General features: G+C 32.8%; 15 protein-coding genes. All 15 read right to left on the bottom strand.

Annotation, left to right across the window (positions count from 1 at the left end; translation table 11 throughout):
• Positions 1-46: 46 nt before the first annotated feature.
• The 15 genes from ACI9TV_RS13005 to ACI9TV_RS13075 all read right to left on the bottom strand — a co-directional run bounded on the left by ACI9TV_RS13005 (position 47) and on the right by ACI9TV_RS13075 (position 18332).
• Positions 47-868, bottom strand: a complete 822-nt coding sequence (locus ACI9TV_RS13005; protein ID WP_415251246.1) for a YiiX/YebB-like N1pC/P60 family cysteine hydrolase — start codon at positions 866-868, stop codon at positions 47-49.
• Positions 828-1145 (bottom strand): hypothetical protein, encoded by a 318-nt coding sequence (locus tag ACI9TV_RS13010; protein ID WP_415251247.1) that lies wholly within the window; start codon positions 1143-1145, stop codon positions 828-830. The genes ACI9TV_RS13005 and ACI9TV_RS13010 overlap by 41 nt, the downstream gene beginning before the upstream one ends.
• A gap of 785 nt (positions 1146-1930) precedes the next feature.
• Entirely contained in the window at positions 1931-3067 is a 1137-nt protein-coding gene (locus ACI9TV_RS13015) for a glycosyltransferase (protein ID WP_415251248.1), read from the bottom strand.
• Entirely contained in the window at positions 3060-4418 is a 1359-nt protein-coding gene (locus tag ACI9TV_RS13020) for an FAD-dependent oxidoreductase (protein WP_415251249.1), read from the bottom strand. Before ACI9TV_RS13020 ends, ACI9TV_RS13015 begins: the two co-directional genes overlap by 8 nt.
• 5 nt (positions 4419-4423) lie before the next feature.
• Positions 4424-5716: a citrate synthase gene (locus ACI9TV_RS13025; RefSeq protein ID WP_415251250.1), complete on the bottom strand. Its 1293-nt coding sequence runs from the start codon at positions 5714-5716 to the stop codon at positions 4424-4426.
• Between the two features lie 128 nt (positions 5717-5844).
• Positions 5845-6249: an acyl-CoA thioesterase gene (locus ACI9TV_RS13030; RefSeq protein WP_415251251.1), complete on the bottom strand. Its 405-nt coding sequence runs from the start codon at positions 6247-6249 to the stop codon at positions 5845-5847.
• An 18-nt stretch (positions 6250-6267) separates the two neighbouring features.
• On the bottom strand, positions 6268-6618 hold the full coding sequence (locus ACI9TV_RS13035; protein ID WP_415251252.1) for a hypothetical protein: 351 nt from the start codon (positions 6616-6618) through the stop codon (positions 6268-6270).
• Between the two features lie 299 nt (positions 6619-6917).
• The gene (locus ACI9TV_RS13040) at positions 6918-7496 is read right to left on the bottom strand and encodes an adenylate kinase (protein WP_415251253.1); all 579 of its coding nucleotides are present in this window, start codon (positions 7494-7496) and stop codon (positions 6918-6920) included.
• Positions 7497-7517: 21 nt separating this feature from the next.
• On the bottom strand, positions 7518-8909 hold the full coding sequence (locus tag ACI9TV_RS13045) for an aldehyde dehydrogenase family protein (protein ID WP_415251254.1): 1392 nt from the start codon (positions 8907-8909) through the stop codon (positions 7518-7520).
• Positions 8910-8924: 15 nt separating this feature from the next.
• On the bottom strand, positions 8925-10571 hold the full coding sequence (locus ACI9TV_RS13050; protein WP_415251255.1) for an acetolactate synthase large subunit: 1647 nt from the start codon (positions 10569-10571) through the stop codon (positions 8925-8927).
• A gap of 9 nt (positions 10572-10580) precedes the next feature.
• On the bottom strand, positions 10581-12578 hold the full coding sequence (locus ACI9TV_RS13055; protein ID WP_415251256.1) for a dynamin family protein: 1998 nt from the start codon (positions 12576-12578) through the stop codon (positions 10581-10583).
• Positions 12575-14836 (bottom strand): dynamin family protein, encoded by a 2262-nt coding sequence (locus ACI9TV_RS13060; RefSeq protein ID WP_415251257.1) that lies wholly within the window; start codon positions 14834-14836, stop codon positions 12575-12577. The genes ACI9TV_RS13055 and ACI9TV_RS13060 overlap by 4 nt, the downstream gene beginning before the upstream one ends.
• Before the next feature lie 6 nt (positions 14837-14842).
• Positions 14843-15571: a fumarate reductase iron-sulfur subunit gene (locus ACI9TV_RS13065; protein ID WP_415251258.1), complete on the bottom strand. Its 729-nt coding sequence runs from the start codon at positions 15569-15571 to the stop codon at positions 14843-14845.
• Between the two features lie 2 nt (positions 15572-15573).
• A complete protein-coding gene (locus ACI9TV_RS13070) occupies positions 15574-17556 on the bottom strand; it encodes a fumarate reductase flavoprotein subunit (protein ID WP_415251259.1) in 1983 nt (660 codons plus the stop codon).
• Positions 17556-18332, bottom strand: a complete 777-nt coding sequence (locus ACI9TV_RS13075; protein WP_415251260.1) for a fumarate reductase cytochrome b subunit — start codon at positions 18330-18332, stop codon at positions 17556-17558. The genes ACI9TV_RS13070 and ACI9TV_RS13075 overlap by 1 nt, the downstream gene beginning before the upstream one ends.
• Between the last annotated feature and the right edge of the window lie 195 nt (positions 18333-18527).

Raw genomic sequence — 18527 nt, forward strand, 5'->3', positions numbered from 1 at the left:
TGGTACAACAACAATGTTTTGTTATGACTTTTAAATACATGCTCACTCATTCCATATTGTACTGTATGGTTTCTTGAACTGTTGCCGACCGACCCAAGGGTACGGGGAAATCTTTTCGATTATAATAATTTAAATGATATTGTTTAATTTCTTTATCCATAAGTCGAAAATCATTCTTTGTTTCAATAGTTATGTCTTTCCATTCAACATGTTTATCAGCTTCTTGGTCAAAATCAGCAGGAATAACTTTGTGTGGAGGTTTATTATTCAATATTTTTATTCCAGCATGTTTATATATCTTTGCAACTAATTCAGAACAAAATGATTTATCTTCATTTTCTAGAGTAAATAGCTTATTATAACCTTGCCCATTGAAATACAATATTGATTGCATTAGCGTATCTATTTTAGATTTATTCATTGTTTTTAAGCGTATCATTCTCCAATTAGTTTTTATTTCATTTAACTCATCTCTATAAAACCTTAAAGATACACCATCTGTTCCTGTAGCATGTAAAAATATACCTTCTGCTACAACGATCAATACATGACTTGATCGGACTCTCCAATATTTAACACGTTGTATTTTTGCAATTGGTTTTGATAATGCATTTTCTCCATGCACTAACAATACATCTCCTGCTTGCATATGTATAGTTTCTTTAGAATCCAATATTTTTTTAATCATATCGTTATTATGATTAGTTCCAAAAAGTAAGCTAAATATTGGTTCATATTCTGAATCAACTTTTGCATGAGTGGTTAATATCATAGTATTTAATCTATAGTTAAATTGGTTTTGCTCAATTCCATTATAGGCTTCAGGGTCATTTTTTTGAATATGCAGTAAATAAATTACTTTTCTCATCAATGAGTTTTACTAATGTAAAAAGTATATATTCTTTTTCATACTGAATTAATTCTTTTCCTTTATGAAGTTCTTGCATACGAAGCATATATCCAAAGATACCAGTAAATATAGTTCCTAACCTATGATGATTATTTGGAAAGTTTTCATATTTTTGAATGAAAAAATCTTTTTTATATAAATTATCAAGTGATTTAAATATAAGTGATAAGGATGATTCTTTATCACTAAGATCTTGTTCAAGATTAATTCCACAATTCTTGTTTAAAAGAATCATAATAGAGAGTATTGCTCCAAAGTAATCACTCTATATAATAAATTTAGAGGTTGTATACTCTATAATGTCTTTTTCATGCTTGAGAGCAAAAGACTCAAGTATAATTCTAGTAACTAAAAATAAAATATTTAATTTATCAATATCATTAGTTGGATTTCCGTACTTAGCGGTATTTTTTGGAATAACAATATATGGCTTGTATTTAACAATATCAAAATGTATACTATTACATCTCTTTTTTTTAATTTGCAAATTAATGTTATTAAAAAATAATGAGTTAAAAGTATCTAAGATATTTTTTGTGATTTCTTCTAAATTTATAATTTACCCCCTATGCTAATTTTTTAGATACAACTATTTATTCAATATCATTATATATAATTAAACCTTAATACACATCATTAACTATTACAGTGAATAACTGTTAATTATAAATATTTCTGTATAAGTATAAATAATTGTCATTCTTATACATTATTTTGGATTGCAACCTATTATTCTCAAAATTATAATGATTGTTAATTGCTCTATGGATAAATAACAGCCTCAAATGAGTGTTAATTATTTATATCCTTACATAATATTAACGATGATGTTTAAGTGAAAGGATTGAAGATGGAAGTTAGGATTTAGTTTGAGATAAGATTAGATTAAATTTAAACATTATAGTTAGTCAACAGAAAGAACTTATGTGCACTGTAAAAAGGAGAAGTAGACAAACCATATTAATGAAAGCACCATAATTGGTACCTTTCATTATTTACAACTCTTTTAAAATGTTGCTATTAGCATGATACAGGTATATCTTCACTAACTATATCATCCATTATTTGGGCTAACTCTTCAGCTAATACTTTATAGTTTCTTCGTAATTTAAGTAGTTTTTCTTGGCTATTTTTTCCTATTTTTACAAGTTCTTCTTTAGGAGTAGCGATAATTTTTTCAAGATTATCAGAAATACTATCAACATCAAATGTACAAAATTGCGCTTCATCTTCATCAAAAATAGAGTGATTTTTTTCATTATCTATCATAAGAGAAGGTAGACCACAACTAGCATAATGAATTACCTTATTCGCAATAACAGTATTATGAAAAATATTTGATGGCAAGAGTGCCAGACCCACATCATTTTTACTAATGATATCTTTTAATTCCTCTATTGTATCTATACCTTCATGTAGGGTTATTTTATCATCAAGTTTTGGGTAGAGTGAAAGAAGAGAACGTATATAAGCCTTTTGTGATACAACTATATCTAAATGCCAATTACTGGAGTCCATCTTCTCAAAAGCATCAAGAACAACATCAAACTCTCTTAAAGGATCCATAGTCCCAACACTAATAAAATGAATAATATCATCCTCTATGGAATGAGCTTCTCTTAAAGTTTCAGGGTCGAGTCCTATAAACATTGGAAAACTCTTCACTTTGATATTTGGAAAAAATGCTTCGTGAGCTTCATGAGAAGGAGGTAAAAAGAGATCACATTCATTAGCTAGGGTGTCTCTTTTTTTAATTTTCATCGTGTACTTGAACCAGTTATAAATACCCTTAGGAGTAAGTGCTTGACTCAATTCTAATGCATGATGTTGCTTAGGATAGGAAATTCTATAGCCTACTTTATAATTGTACTCTTCTTTATGCTTGAGTACATTTTCAAGTACCTCCTTCTTGTTACGGACAAAGATAAAGTCGTATTGTCTTAGATCATTACCTGTACTAAGATATTCAATAATTTTGTTTTGATACTTTTTAGGAACAATTAATTCATTTCCAATTCTTTGAAACGTATGTTTATAGCTAGTAATATAGAGAATATCAACTTCCCAATATTCTTTTAAATATTTATCAAATAGAGTAGTAATGGTTCCATTTGAGCTGTACTGTTCTTGATCTGTGATTAAAAGCATTTTATGCATCGTCATTTTCCTCTACTAAATCTTTATTAAAAGCATCTTCATCAAAGATTTTACCTAAATACTCACAAATAAGTTCTACATCTCTTTGAGCATTTCCTAAACATGAAGTCGCACCTGGGGAAGGAGTCATATTAAATATAATTCCCTCGCCTGTATTGATAGTAGCTTCACCCAACATCAATTTCTGATTTTTCTTATCTAAAATTTGTCCACGTACACCACCAAAACCTTTCGCATACTCTATGTCCGACACTTGTAGTGAAGGTATAATTTTTTGAGCATCTTTTAAGAAGGCTCGCTTACCAAAGTAAGGTATTTCAAAAAGGTAGTTTCGTAAAATATAACTACGTATTTCACTATCTTTGAAGAGATCATAAAATATTTTTATGACATTTGTATCTAAATTAAGTGTCTTAAAGAAATCTATATACGTACCAGGTTTAAAACGCTCTAATTTTGGTATTACCAATGCGGTGGGTCCAAATCTTGTTGCTCCATCTAAAGTAACATCAGGATCACCATGCAAAGCAGCAAAAGGAAGTTTAGGGTTTTGTACCATATAAACTTTTCCATTAAGTATCGCTCTATCTGTTTTATAAAAACTTCCAGCCATTGGCAATTGCCCAAAGTCAAGTCCATACCCCATCTTATGAGCTAAGAAAAGACTGTGCGCACCAGCATCAACAACAACCATTTTTGATTTATAGACCTTCTTATCAGTCGTGTAAAGATGAAAAACATCGTCTATCTTTTGGATTTTATCTACTTGAGAATTGAAAAAAATATCCGTTTGAATCTTTGTATTTTTTTTAGCATTGTCGATAAAAGTATCACTCACTGCTTTAAAATTTACAGTAGTATATTGATCCCTTGCACCCATACCGACGATCTCTTCATCACGTCCTTTACCATTTTCATCAACAACTAACTTTGGTTCAATCTCTTCAAGAGTTGCTTTATCATAAAATTCTAGGTATGGATAGAGTGGTTTAAACTCTTCATAACGGTTCTTAATAAAACGACATTCATTGTAACCTATACCAATGGCCATTTTTTGATGCTTAAACATCATTTGATTTTCATAACCGTACTGTAAACAGTATTTTTCAACCATTTTTGCTGTACGTTTTACTTTTTTAGCTTTATCATACGTGTAGTTAGTCTCAATATCCCCACAATGTATAGTTTGCGAATTGGCTCTTGCATTGGAATTGAGTGTAGCAACCTCTTCATATTTTTCAAGAAGTGCAATTTTTGTTAAATCGGTATACTGACTCAACTCATAAAAAAGAGCTGCACCAGAGATACCACCTCCAACAATAATCACTTCATAAGTATCATTTTCATTCATTTAATTTACATTCCTTTATAGAGTTGTCTAGGTCTAACTATTTTTGATTGTTTATCTTCTCTTGATTCAACCCATTGAGTGATCCATCCAACTGTTCTTCCAATTACAAAAATAGCAGTAAACATCTCTTTTGGAATTCTAAGTGCAGTTAAAATAACTCCTGAATAAAAATCGATGTTTGGATAGAGATTCCGTTTCACAAAGTATTCATCAGATAAAGCTATCTCTTCAATTTTAGAAGCAATTTTCATCAAACGAGAATCTAAGTTCAATTCCTCTCTCAGTTGATCTTGTAAACCTTTTAACGCTCTAGCACGTGGGTCAAAATTTTTATAAACTCTATGTCCAAAGCCCATTAGCCTAAATGGATCATTAGGGTCTTTAGCTTTAGCGATGAATGCATCAACATTCTCTACAGAACCTATCATTTCGAGTTGTGCGATAACTGATTCATTGGCACCACCATGTGCTCTTCCCCATAGCGCATTGATACCTGCAGAGATAGCTACATAAGGATGGGCTCCTGTTGACGCTACACCTCTTACTACTGTAGTAGAAGCATTTTGTTCATGATCAGCATGAAGTGTAAAGATACTATCTAAAGCACGTATTTCTACATCTCTAATGTGTTCTGGACCGTTGCCCGTTACTCTCATACGACTATGAGGATAGGCGCGCATCATAAACAAAAAGTTTTCTGTAAAACTTAGATTAATATCAGGTTGAACACAAGGATATCCGATGAAGTTTCGATATGCCATGGCAGCGATAGTGGGTATTTTTGCCAATATACGATATACCATCTCATCATATTCATCTTCATGACTAAGATCAAGATGTTCATAATGAAACGATGCCAATGCAGTAACGGCGGCAGATAGTGAAGACATAGGATGCGCATTATTAGGAAAAGCACTAAAAAGGCTTGTTAGTCCATCATTTAAAAAAGACCGATGACGAAGTTCTAAGTCAAACTCTACCAACTCATCTTTTGTAGGTAATCTTTCATGTAGTAAAAGATAACATACTTCAAGATAATTATGTTTAGTAGCTAAGGTTTCAATGTCAATCCCTCTATAAGTCAGTTCTCCCTTTTCTCCATCTATATATGTAATCGAAGAACTACATGAAGCTGTAGAGGTTAAGCCTACATCATAAGTAAATAATCCTGAATCTTTATAAAAAGAGCGAATATCCACAACATCAGGTCCTTTAGTACCTTTTAAAATATCATAAATATATTCTTTTTTCTCTCCATCTATCTCTAGTATAATAGTCGCTTTATTTTTCTTTAACATTCTTCACCCTTTTAATATTGTTTACACTTCTTTATGACTCACATTTATAACTTGCTAAGGTTGATTCATTATGACTATCAAAGTAAAATAGTAAACAAAATCGCACTATATTCTATGTTAAAGTATTTTTATAATTTTCTTCTAACATAGTCATCAATATCATCACGTATTACTTCTCTTACATTGCGAGGTTTTTTATTTTCATCAATAATCACGAAAGTGAATACGGCCTTTGTAACAGAATACTCTTCATGTGTATCTCTACATTTCACTTGTACATCAACATCAACTTTTACTGAAGTATTTCCAATTTCTAGTATTTCTGTATAAACAGTAAAAATTGCACCACTGTAAACAGGGCGTTTAAAGTTCATATCACTGACTGCAACAGTCACAGCAGGAGATATGAGTATGTCTTCTATCGCAATAGAAGCTGCTTTATCCATTTTCCCCATGAGCCATCCACCAAAAACCGTTCCTGCATGATTTAAATCTGTAGGGAATACCCGTCCTCTTAATGATATTACTTTCATACTTTATTCCTTTTTTAATTAAAAAGCATCTTGACAAGGATGGTCTAACCCTTCTCTATAACATGCCACAACACGTTCAGGAGTAGCACGTTCATTTTCATAAAGTTTAAGAATTTGTTTTGTAAAATTAATAGGATACTCTACAAAATGCCCTTCATCTTTATCATAATACTCTTCCAATAACTCATGCATCTCTTTATAGATAGCAGGGTTTTCCTCTTTTAGACGTTCTAATTTTTCAGCAGCCAAAAGAAGTGTTTCATTATTGAATTCTCCTCTGGTTTTTGTCATTTTCTTACGTTCTTCTACGTAATCAACCAGACTTTTTTGATTTCGTATGTAGTCTGTAAATAGTTCAATAAGTGTCATAATAAATCTCCTAATCGAGGATGAATAAACAGCTCTGTAACTGTATAAATACCCTCTAGTTCTGTGATTAAAAATAGTTTTTTTATGAAATAAACCTTTGTTTCATAGGAATATGTTATCAAAGTATATTCGCAAAATATTCGCAAGATAAAATATCTTTAATTTCAAGGTTATAATAAGAGGATAGGTCTTAGTATGAGGGTATATTTTACATTTAATAGATATTATTGAGTGTGTTAGTTTATAGAAAAAGAGAAAATAAGTTCTCTCCTTTTCTCAATAAAAGTCTAAAAGTATTATTACTTTTTATGTTCTTTTATTTTACTCCAAAGGTGTTCATCAATCTTGTTTAAAACTAAATCTAAATCTTCTTCTGTGTTGATTGTTTCGAGAAGATTCTTTTCATCATAATATTGATGAATTTTTTCAATAGAATCTTTGTAAGCATTCATCTCATGGTTAAATATATCCTCACTTCTACCTGTCGATAAAAAACGTTCTTTTCCTAGAGCATCACTTACTTGAAGCTCTATAACAGAAATAAGGTCAATTTGATCGTGCGTAAAAAGGTAGTCACCAAAATAAGCTAGTTGCTTTTGTTTTCCAGGAAATCCAGCGATAAGAACAATTTCAGTCGGAGCATTCAAAATCGCACTAACGATAATATCAAGTACAATCTGTGTCGGGACTAAATCCCCTTTATCAAAAAAATCTTTAGAGATTTTTCCAACTGCAGTTCCTCTCTCTATCTCTTGTCTAATCAGAGTACCCGTAGAATACTCAGTAATATCCTTCTCATGTTTTTGGGAGATTAACTTTGCACAAGTTGTTTTTCCACATCCGGGAATTCCTATTAGTAAAATTAGTTTCTTTTGCATTGATTATCCTTTATTAGCTTTTTATAGTGATGGAGATTTAATAACCATCAATTTTTCATTGCTCATTTCTTCCATAGAATGACCAATACCGCCTAAACCAAGTCCTGATGCTTTTGCACCACCAAATGGCATCCAGTCAACTCTAAAAGCGGTATGATCATTAACCATTACAGCTGTACCATTAAGTCGTTTTACACCTTTGAGTGCCGTATCAATATTTTTAGTAAAGATAGCTGCTTGAAATGAAACTTCTAAAGAATTAGCACGATCAAATGCTTCTTCAATATCGCTATAGCTATATACACAAACAACAGGCCCAAATACTTCATGAGTAGAAACTTGTGCTTTTTCACTAGGGTTAAGTAAAACTGTTGCTTGGAAACATGAATCAGAAATACGTTTACCACCAGTAAGTACCTTAGCACCCATATTCACAGCTTCGTTGACCCATTCTTCGATTCTATTTACTTCATTATGGTTAATGAGTGGTCCAACATCTGTCTTAGGGTCTAGTTGATTACCTACGATTAATTTAGATGCATAATCAGCCAATTTAGTACTTACTTCATCATAAATACTTTCATGCACATAAACACGTTGTACAGATACACACACTTGACCAGCATGATAAAATCCACCTTTACCAATAGCAGGAATCAAATCATCAATATCAGCATCTGGTTCAATAATTACTGGAGCTACACCACCGTGTTCTAAGGCACTACGTGTTCCATTTGCTAATTTTGAGTTCAAGTACCAACCCACAGAACCAGAACCAATAAACGTTAAGAAATTAATTTTAGGTGAAGTAGCTAAAAGCTCTCCTGCTTTTCTATCACATACAACAGCTTGTGCCCAACCATCAGGAAGACCAGCTTCTTTAAGTATTTCAACAACCTTTACAGCACTCATTGGTGTTTGTGTTGCAGGTTTAATTATTACAGGACATCCTACAGCCAAAGCAGGTATAATTTGGTGCACTGCAAGGTTAAAAGGGTGATTAAAAGCAGAAATAGCTGCTACCACACCAATAGGTTCTTTAAGTGTATAAGCTATACGGTTTGCAGATGACACAGTATGCCCCATTGCAACCTGCTTACCTTCATATTTACCTAGCTCTTCAATGGCAATTTTAATACCATTTATAGCACGCTCTATTTCCACTTTAGAATCTACGTAAGGTTTTCCTCCCTCACTAGCACAAAGAATTGTTAATTCTTCAATTTGTGAAGACATGATCTCCATAGTTTTTTCTAAAATTTCTACACGTCTATATTTAGGCATATGATTTGCATGATCTTCAAAAGTTCTCTGAGCAAGAGACAAGGCATCTTCTACTTCCTCATACGAACTAAATGGTACAATTCCTACTACTTTGCCATCAAAAGGCGATGTTACTTCTATTGTTGTCATTTCTAATCCTTAGTATTAATTTATTTTTGATCTGTCTTTTAACAATTCATTTAAAATTTTATGATTTAATGAATAGTCAACTGCTAAGTCTATCAAATGAACACCTTTAGTATTCACACATTTCTCTAAAATCTCTTCAAAATTCTCACAAGAATCAGGTCTATACCCATGTGCACCATACGCTTCTGCATATTTTACAAAATCAGGGTTCTCTAAGTCAAGTCCATAATTATCAAAACCCATACCTTCTTGTTTCCACTTAATCATTCCATAAGAATTGTCATTAAGTATTATAACCGTAATATCTAGCTTAAGTCTTACAGCTGTTTCCATCTCTTGTGAGTTCATCATAAATCCACCATCACCACATACAGTCACAACTTTTTTATCAGGATGAACCATTTTAGCAGCCATAGCAGAAGGAAGTCCTGCACCCATAGTTGCGAGGGCATTATCTAGGAGTAGTGTATTAGACTCTGCACAACGGTAATTTCTAGCAAACCATATTTTATATACACCATTGTCTAGTGTCAAAATATCTGAAGATCCCAATGTTTGTCTAATAGTTCTTACTGCTCTTTGTGGTAATATTGGGAAACGTGTATCTCCAAAATATTTATTATGTTTCGTTTTAACCAAATCAATAACAGTCATATAAGTCTTAAAATCCCAATGATCTTGTTTGGAAATTGCTGAAGTAATTGAAGATACATTCGTAGCAATATCTCCGATTACATCCAATTGTGGAAAATATGTATCATCTACAGCTGATGGCAAAAAGTTAACATGAATTACTTTTGTCGCATCCGGTGTATTTTCCATAAAAAATGGTGGTTTTTCAATAACATCATGTCCAACATTAATAATTAAGTCTGCTTTTTCAATCGCATCATGAATAAAGTCTTCTGCAGACAATGCCGCTGTAGAAAGACATAACTTATGATTCTCATCAACTACACCTTTACCCATTTGTGTTGAGAAGAAAGGAATACCAGTTTCATTTACAAAATCAGTAAGTACATGACCAATACGATTTCTATTTGCACCTGCACCAATTAATAATAAAGGAGATTTTGCTTTTTCAATCATCGACACTGCTTCATTCACCATTTGTTTACATGCCATAGGATAACGTACAGTTTTTACAGGGTAAATATTTGCTTCTACATCTTCAGCTGCAATATCTTCAGGTAATTCAAGATGTACTGCACCAGGACGTTCTGTTGTAGCTATTTTAAAAGCATCTCTTACCATTCCTGGAATATTGTTACCATTGACAATCTGCTTTGCATATTTCGTCATTGGTTTCATCATATGTACAATATCTATAATTTGAAATCGACCTTGTTTAGATTTTTTAATAGGCTTTTGACCTGTAATCATCAACATTGGCATAGCACCTAGTTGTGCATAAGCTGCTGCCGTAGCAAAGTTAGTCGCACCGGGCCCAAGTGTTGAAATACAAACACCAACTTTACCTGTTAGTCTTCCATAAGTTGCTGCCATAAATCCAGCAGCTTGCTCATGACGAGTTAAAATCAATTTAATATTTGATTCTCTTAATGACTCTAGAAAATCTAAATTCTCTTCTCCAGGAATACCAAAGATATACTCTACACCTTCATTTTCTAATACTTTTACCAATAAATCAGAAGCTTTCATACTTGTCCTTTATATAATTTGTGAAATAGCCGTTAAGGCACTTATTTTGTCTTGAATTACGTTCATACTTTTTTCTATATAGTCCATGTTTTCTTTGTGAGTCTCTTGATGGGCATCCTTTAAGTGGTATAATTTTATTTGTATATCATGCTTTAATGACGCGTCATGATGTTGTTTAAACTCTTCTTGCACAAGTGTTGACATTTCATCTTTTTTAGGGAGATAAATTGGAAATTTTGTTGGCTCTTGGAAATGCAAAAGCACAGATTCTTCTATTTTTTTCTCTAAAGTACTGAGTGTTTTTCTAAATGCTTCAAGCAATTCGTATTTGATTTGTGTGTTGTGCCTTACAAATTGTAAGGATATACTATTTTGAGTTTTATGAAGTTGTTCCTTATACTGTTTAATGACATTCTCATCTATCTGAGCTGCAAAAAGTCGTAAATGTGAAAATTCCATATCAGAAGCAATTTCACGCTTCTTTTTAATCAACATATAACGCTTCTGCCAATCTTTTATAGAAGATGAAAATTTTTCAAAAAGAGCATCATTAGCATTCTCTATTTGTGAGTGTATTAATTTCATATCATCTACATAAACAAGTAATCGATGGTTAAGTAGACTCTCTTTAGAAAAGAGTTCTTTATCTAATGCTTCTTTATTTATAGTAGGATGTAAATACATTTTCTTTGCATAAAGTCCTTTATGAATAATACCTTCCTTCTTTATGTAAAGATATTGCTCTTTTTTTTCAATATGACTGTAAACCATACAAGACAGGTCTTCTATAATTTCACTATATTCTTCTTGAATACTGCATAGATATGAGTTACTTTTATGTACTAAGTTTTTAAACACTTCATCAGCTTCTTCTTCAGATTTTTTTAAAATAAGAAAAAGTTGCTTGTATACTTCTATTATCAATTCATACTGTTCCACAAGTAAATCGATTATTTCATGTAAGGTTTTACTGATAGCCGCTCTTTTCTTTTCTTTAGCAGAAGGGAGGATATCGCTTTTAACGAAATCAATTACTTCATTAATGTTAGATGAATCAAGTTTTTCATCTTCTAAAGTATAATTTCTACTCTTAATCTCTAAGATATTTTTCTTGTGTTCTTCAAAAAAGGCAAGATAACTTTCTTTGTCTTCATCGTTGTTCTGAGTAAATTGATGCAATAGATTTAAAAAATCCAGTTTCTCTTTTTCTAAAAGTTGCTCTTTACGGTTTGCTCTTCCCTCTAAAGCCAATTTTGCCGATATTGGAGTAACCTGTACAAAATACTTATCAAACTTCTCTTCTACATATGCTTTACTTTGGGCTATCTGCTCAGGGCTATATTTATCTTTTTGGTTAAGTAGACAAATGGTCTTCTCTTTAAAAGCTTCCATATAGTGTTCCAAAGTTATATCTTCAGAATGTTTTCCCGCATTATCAATAAGTGAGAGCCAAATAATTCCTCCCACATCTTGTAAAACCTTATGTGTAGTCTGTGTATCACTTTGAGATTGCGAGTTTAACCCTGGAGTGTCGACTAAAGAGATACTTTTAAGCAGGTCAAGCGGTGCATATAAAGTAAGATATTTTATATCTTTAATAGTACTTTTTCTTTGATCTAAATAACTTTCCATCTCATTTATAGGTAAAAAAACTTCTTTACCTGATAAATAAGTTACTTTCATCTCATAACGTTCCCCATAATTAATATAAGTAACTTTTGAAGTAACAGGCGTAATCCCAGTAGGTAAAATATCTTTTGAGAGCAGTGCATTAAGAAAGGTAGATTTACCTGAAGAAAATTGCCCTACTATAGCTATTTCGATTGGGTATTCAACACGACGAATCTGTTTGTTAAGCACTTTATTTAACTGTAAAGAGGGAAGAAAGTTATCGTCTAACAAGGCAGAAGCCACACGTTCAACATCTCCGGAAAAACCTAATTCAAAATGTTGTTTCTCCTCCTTATAGTGCTTAACTTCACTAATAAACGCCTCTAAAATCTTCATACGTTCAGCCTTTGTAAAATAAGGCTAAATTGCTCTTTACGAGAGAGAAGTGAAGAGATTGTATCTTGGAGGTGATTTTCTCTCTTATCAAATTGTTCTAAATTTTCTTCAAGCATTATCTGCTCATTTTTCTCTTCTTTTTCAATATGTTCAATATATTCATAAAAAAGTCCAAAGAATGCCTCAATACGTTCTAATGCTTTATCATTAGCTTTGTCTTTGATTTGCTGTATAATTAATTCTAGCTTTTGCTCTATCATCTCGTTTAAGTTTATATGAAAAGCACTAAAATCTTTATGATTACTTTGAGCAACGAGTTGAAGAATACTCTCTATGAGTATTTGTGTTGAAAAAGTCAAAAAGCCTTTATAAAAAGGTTCATTAAAAAGTGTTGCACACTTTGCCTCTAATGAGTTCACATGTCTCTTTTTTAAAATTTCAAACCGTTTTTGACAACTTTGGATAAGTTTTTCATGACGTTTATTTAACTTATAGCCATAATCTCTTGTAATTTCCAAAATACCATCTTTTAACGTTGTCTCAATAATAATTTTTGTTCGATTTACTTCAGGTTTCTTTTTAGATTTTTGATAGGTATATTGCACATCTGAAAAAAGACGTTGTGCTAAAAGAACTTTTAAATCTATAAACTCTTCATCTAAAAATATCTCTAAACGTTCAACATAATCACATGTAGACTGGTTTAAGTGTTGCATATCTTCTTTTAACTCTTTAACAGCATGCTGAGTATTTTTTCTATGGTTCTCAAGACTCTCTTCTAGTTCTTCCTTATTTTTAGAAAGTAAAGAAAGTTGATAACTATCTTTTGTTTGTTGTTCTTGAATGAAATAGCATAATTTTTCTTTGGATTTATGCAGAATTAACTTTGCTTTTAATGCCTCTTTTCCATATAGTAATGCATGAAGATGCTTCTCGATTTCTAGAATACCTGTCTTTTGAAGTTCTTCTTCTTTTACTTCTACTTGCATTCGACATTCTAATGCTTGTTTTGCAGAAACAGGAAGGAAATGTATATGGTGAAGTACAAATGAAAGATGAGAAGACTTCCCTAAAGCTTCTAGCTGTGTGGATAAAGAAGATTTAGTATAGGCTATAACTTCTTGCATCTGAGTTTTACTCACAGTGTCAGCATGACTTATGACTATGAGAAGGTGGGATATTTTTTGATATAAAAGAGCATCAATAATAAATTCAATATCTTTTTGTGTTGCACTTTGGTTTACATTCATCAAATGAATCATCGCATCACACTTACTTAAGTACTCTTTACTTATTTCTTCTCTGAGTGTGACGGGATCATCCAGACCAGGAGTGTCAACAATTTCCACTCCCCCAGCTAAAAAAGGAGACTTTTGATAAAGTTCCACTGATTTAACCAGTTTATAATGTGCATCTTTAGAAGCTGTAGCTGACGTAAACTCTCGCATCTGCTCTATGTCAATACTTTGCTGATAGGACTCTTCATGAATATACTTCTCAACTAAAGAGTTATTTTCCATCCTATTAGCTGTTGAGTCTATAATCTTTTCCCACTCTTTGTTATTCCAATAACTAACATTTGCCGAGGCTTTTCCTTCTTTGATTATTGTCAGATTTGCTGTCTCAGGTACTATGGAGTTCCCTAAAATATCTTTACCGAGTAAGGCATTGATAAGAGTTGATTTACCTGCATTAATAACTCCAGTTATTCCTACAGAAAAGTGCTCAGATGAGAGTTGATCTTCAATTTTTGTTAATGATTCTTTATCCTCATCAGACACAAATAACGAAGAAAGTTCTTGAATAATTTCTCCAAACAACTTTTTACTATCCAAAAAAGAACCTTCTTCTACTTTGCTTTCTAATTTTTTACCTGGTTCTTGTGCTTTATGAAAAAGAGAAAGAAGTTTTTGGTAATTAATAAGACTTATGATCTCTTCTTTATGTAAATATTCTATATCTTCAAGAATATGTCTATAGTCATAACTAGAATTATCATTTGTAAGAAGTGCTAAAATGCTATTTTGTAAAGGGTAGAGTTCTAAGATACTTGCTACTGGAGGATGATCCATCATCTGTAAAAGCTTTTGAAAACTTTTCATATCCATTATATTTGAAACATCACATTTACTCATTGAGAGAACAAGTGAGTATATACTATACTCATCTTGGTTTAACTCTTTGAATTTTGCAAAGCTAATATCTTGTCCATTTCTACCATGAAAAAGCAGAAAATAGTTTTTAGCGACTTCAATCATACTTGCTTACTTTACCGATACTAGCTTTCGTCTTAAATAAGCGATTTTATTTTGTAGAGGCAGATGTTTTGGACAGTGGTCTTCACAGCCAAGTAAAGACATACATCCAAAGATACCATCATCATCACCAATAAGTTCATAAAAATCTTCATCAGTTCGCTGATCATGAGGATCAATTTGAAACCTTGCTACTCTATTGAGGCCTACTGCACCTACAAAGTTAGGACGCATAAGTTTTGTAGCACATGAAGCGACACAAAGACCACATTCTATACATCTATCAAGTTCAAAAACTTCTTCGGCAACTTTAGGTTCAACTTTTGCTTCAACTTTTGAAATATCAGTCTCTTCACTAGTAACAATCCATGACTCTACACGTTTTGACATCTCATCCATCCAATTACCTGTATTTACAGATAAATCTTTAATAAGTTCAAATGCTGGCATAGGAAGTAGCGTAATGAGACCTTCAGGATAATTACTTGTAAGTGTTCTACATGCAAGTACTGGTTTTCCATTGACTACCATACCACATGACCCACAGATACCTGCACGACAAACAAAATCGTAAGAGAGATCTGCATCTTGGTTAGAACGTATACTATTGAGTGCGATAAAGAGTGTCATCCCAGGTGTTTCTTCTAGTTTATAGTGTACAAGCCTTGGTTCAACTGCTTTATCTTGAGGGTCATACTTTAAGATTGATATTGTTATTTCTCTATTTACCTGACTCATAATTAATCCCCTACTCTTTCATTTTTTTGTTTGTAGTTCATTGGTAAGTCAAAGTCCATAAGTGCCTCTTGGATTTCATGTCTGTCCTTACCTGCTGCTTGCATTTCTTTAGATAAATTATCAACTTCTTCTTGACGTAAAGCCGCATCTGCATGCTCAATAGTCATACCTTTTGCTCCATAGCCTCTAAAGGCTGGTGGCATTTCCATAGTCTTAATATCTATCTCTTCATACGTAATAGTTGGCTCTAAGTCTTCCTCACTGTTCCATGAAGTAAGGGTACGTTTTAACCAGTTTTCATCATCTCGTTTAAGGAAATCTTCGCGGTAATGAGCCCCTCTTGATTCTGTTCTTTCTCTTGCACCTTTAGCAACACAAAGCGCTAACTTTAACATTTTCGGAACTCGGTATGCTTCTTCAAGTTCAGGGTTATTATGCATTTTACTAGAAGCAATTTTTAGATGTCGACTTCTTTGAAGAAGTTCTTTTAACTCGTCTACAGCATCAGAAAGATTTTTCCCATCTCTGAAAATACCTACTTTATCATCCATGATTTCTTGCATACGCTCTTTAATCTTAAAGACATTTTCTGAACCTTGTCCTTTTACTAAACACTCAAGATATGATTGTTGCTCTTGAAGTTTTTTGCTAATAGTAGCTGTTGAAATTAAAACATCATTATTTACACAAAAATCAGCAAAATAGTTACCAATAATCATTCCAGCAACAACCGTTTCAGAAACAGAGTTTCCACCTAAACGGTTGAATCCATGTAAATCCCAACATGAAGCTTCACCACAGGAAAATAAACCTGACATATTTTGTGATTCACCAGTTTCATTAGTTCTTATTCCACCCATAGAGTAGTGTTGCATTGGACGTACTGGCATGTAACCTTTTGCGCCTTCAACAGCAGGGTCAATATCATTAAATACTTGACTAATCTCTTGTACATCACGAAGGTTTTTCTCAATATGCTCACGTCCTAAAATAGAAATGTCTAACCATAAATGGTCACCATAAGGAGAAGGTACACCTTTACCATTTCTAATATGTTCCATCATTCTACGTGAAACAACATCTCTTGATGCTAGCTCTTTTTTCTCTGGTTCATAGTCTGGCATAAAACGATGTCCGTCAATATCACGTAAAAGACCACCATCTCCACGACACCCCTCTGTTAAAAGAATTCCTGATGGAACTATAGGTGTAGGATGAAACTGTACTGCTTCCATATTTCCTAAAGTTGCCACACCTGTCTCTAACGCTAAAGCTGCTCCAATCCCTTCACAAATCACAGCATTGGTAGTGGACTTATAAAGTCTTCCATAACCACCTGTAGCTATACAAGTTCCTTTTGAAACATATGCTTCAAGTTCTCCTGTAATCAAGTCTCTGACTATTGCTCCATAACAACGATTGTTTTCATGAATAAGTGAAATGGCTTCTTTTCTATCACGAATATCTACGTCATTTTTTAAAGCTTCATTTGCTACAGAAAAAAGCATGGTATGTCCTGTTGCATCAGCTGTATAACAAGTTCTCCATTTTTTAGTTCCACCAAAGTCTCGTGACATAATAAGTCCGTGACGCTCATGATCTTCAACAATTGTTGTTTGTTTAGCATTGATAATAGCTGTTCTTGCACCTTCTTGAACACGTGTCCAAGGCACACCCCAAGCAGCGAGTTCTCTAATCGCTTTAGGAGCAGTATGTACGAACATTCGTGCTACTTTTTGATCACATCCCCAGTCACTTCCTTTAACTGTATCTGCAAAGTGTAAATCTTCATTATCACCCTCAGACATCTTTGAATTACCTAAAGAAGCTTGCATTCCACCTTGTGCTGCTGCACTATGAGAACGTTTTACAGGAACTAAAGAAAGTACTACAGTATTTAAACCTTTTTTTTGGGCTGCCACACTCGCACGTAATCCTGCTAAACCACCACCAATAACTAATGCATCACAATAATGTACTTTCATTACGCAACCTCCACTTTATCTATTTGGTATACCATAGTACTAGGGGCACTAGGTACATAACGTTCACCTGCTTTGTCAGCATGCTCATACCCTATTTTCATATAGGCGAAAAGTGTAGTGAAACCTAGAATTAAGAAAAACCATGTTAAATAATTCTTTACTTTCTTTAATGTTTTTCTTGTTTTTCTTGGATCTTCACCATCAAACCATCCCCATTTCACACAAAGTCTGTAAAGACCAATAGTTCCATGAAATTCAACTGCAAGTAAGAGTAAAATAAACAACGGCCACATCCAACCTGACCAAATTCTATCAGCACTAGCATATGGCCCAATATTATCAGCATTGGTCATAATAATGTAAAGATGAATAGAACCTAAGAAAAACATTGAAAACCCAGTAAATGCCTGAATAAACCAAAGTTTCGTGTCTTCATGGTTGAGACTACTTGATGTTTCTTTAAGAATTTTATACTGTTTATAGTTAGCTGGTAGTTTACGCATCCCTAAAAAAGCATGAACTATAAATACAACGAAAATAAAAAAAGCGAAACCCGAAACTAAAATAGGAGCACCTCCTTCAAATAGGAAGCTTCCTTCAAAAAATTTAGTAACACCGTACATAAAGTCTTTACTTATCAAGATAGAAGAAACCATAAGCATATGACCCCACATGAAAAGACCTAGTATTAGTCCTGAACCACTTTGAAAGTAATCCAACCTAGCAGGTACACGACTTTTTTTAATACCTGTTTTATTGTTATTTATAGTATTCATAATCTTCCTCACATATTTGTTTTCTTAAGAAGATGTTACTACTAATAAATCGTACAATAATCGCAATTATCTAAATATTTAGCGAATTTAATGTATAAGTCATTTTTGCTGTTATAGCAATCCATATTAAAAATAAATTCAATTATTCTACTAAAAGAGGGAGAGAAAGTTTCAAAGATAAGAGAGTGGTTATTT

Source organism: Sulfurimonas sp., from assembly GCF_047622445.1.
GTDB lineage: Bacteria > Campylobacterota > Campylobacteria > Campylobacterales > Sulfurimonadaceae > Sulfurimonas.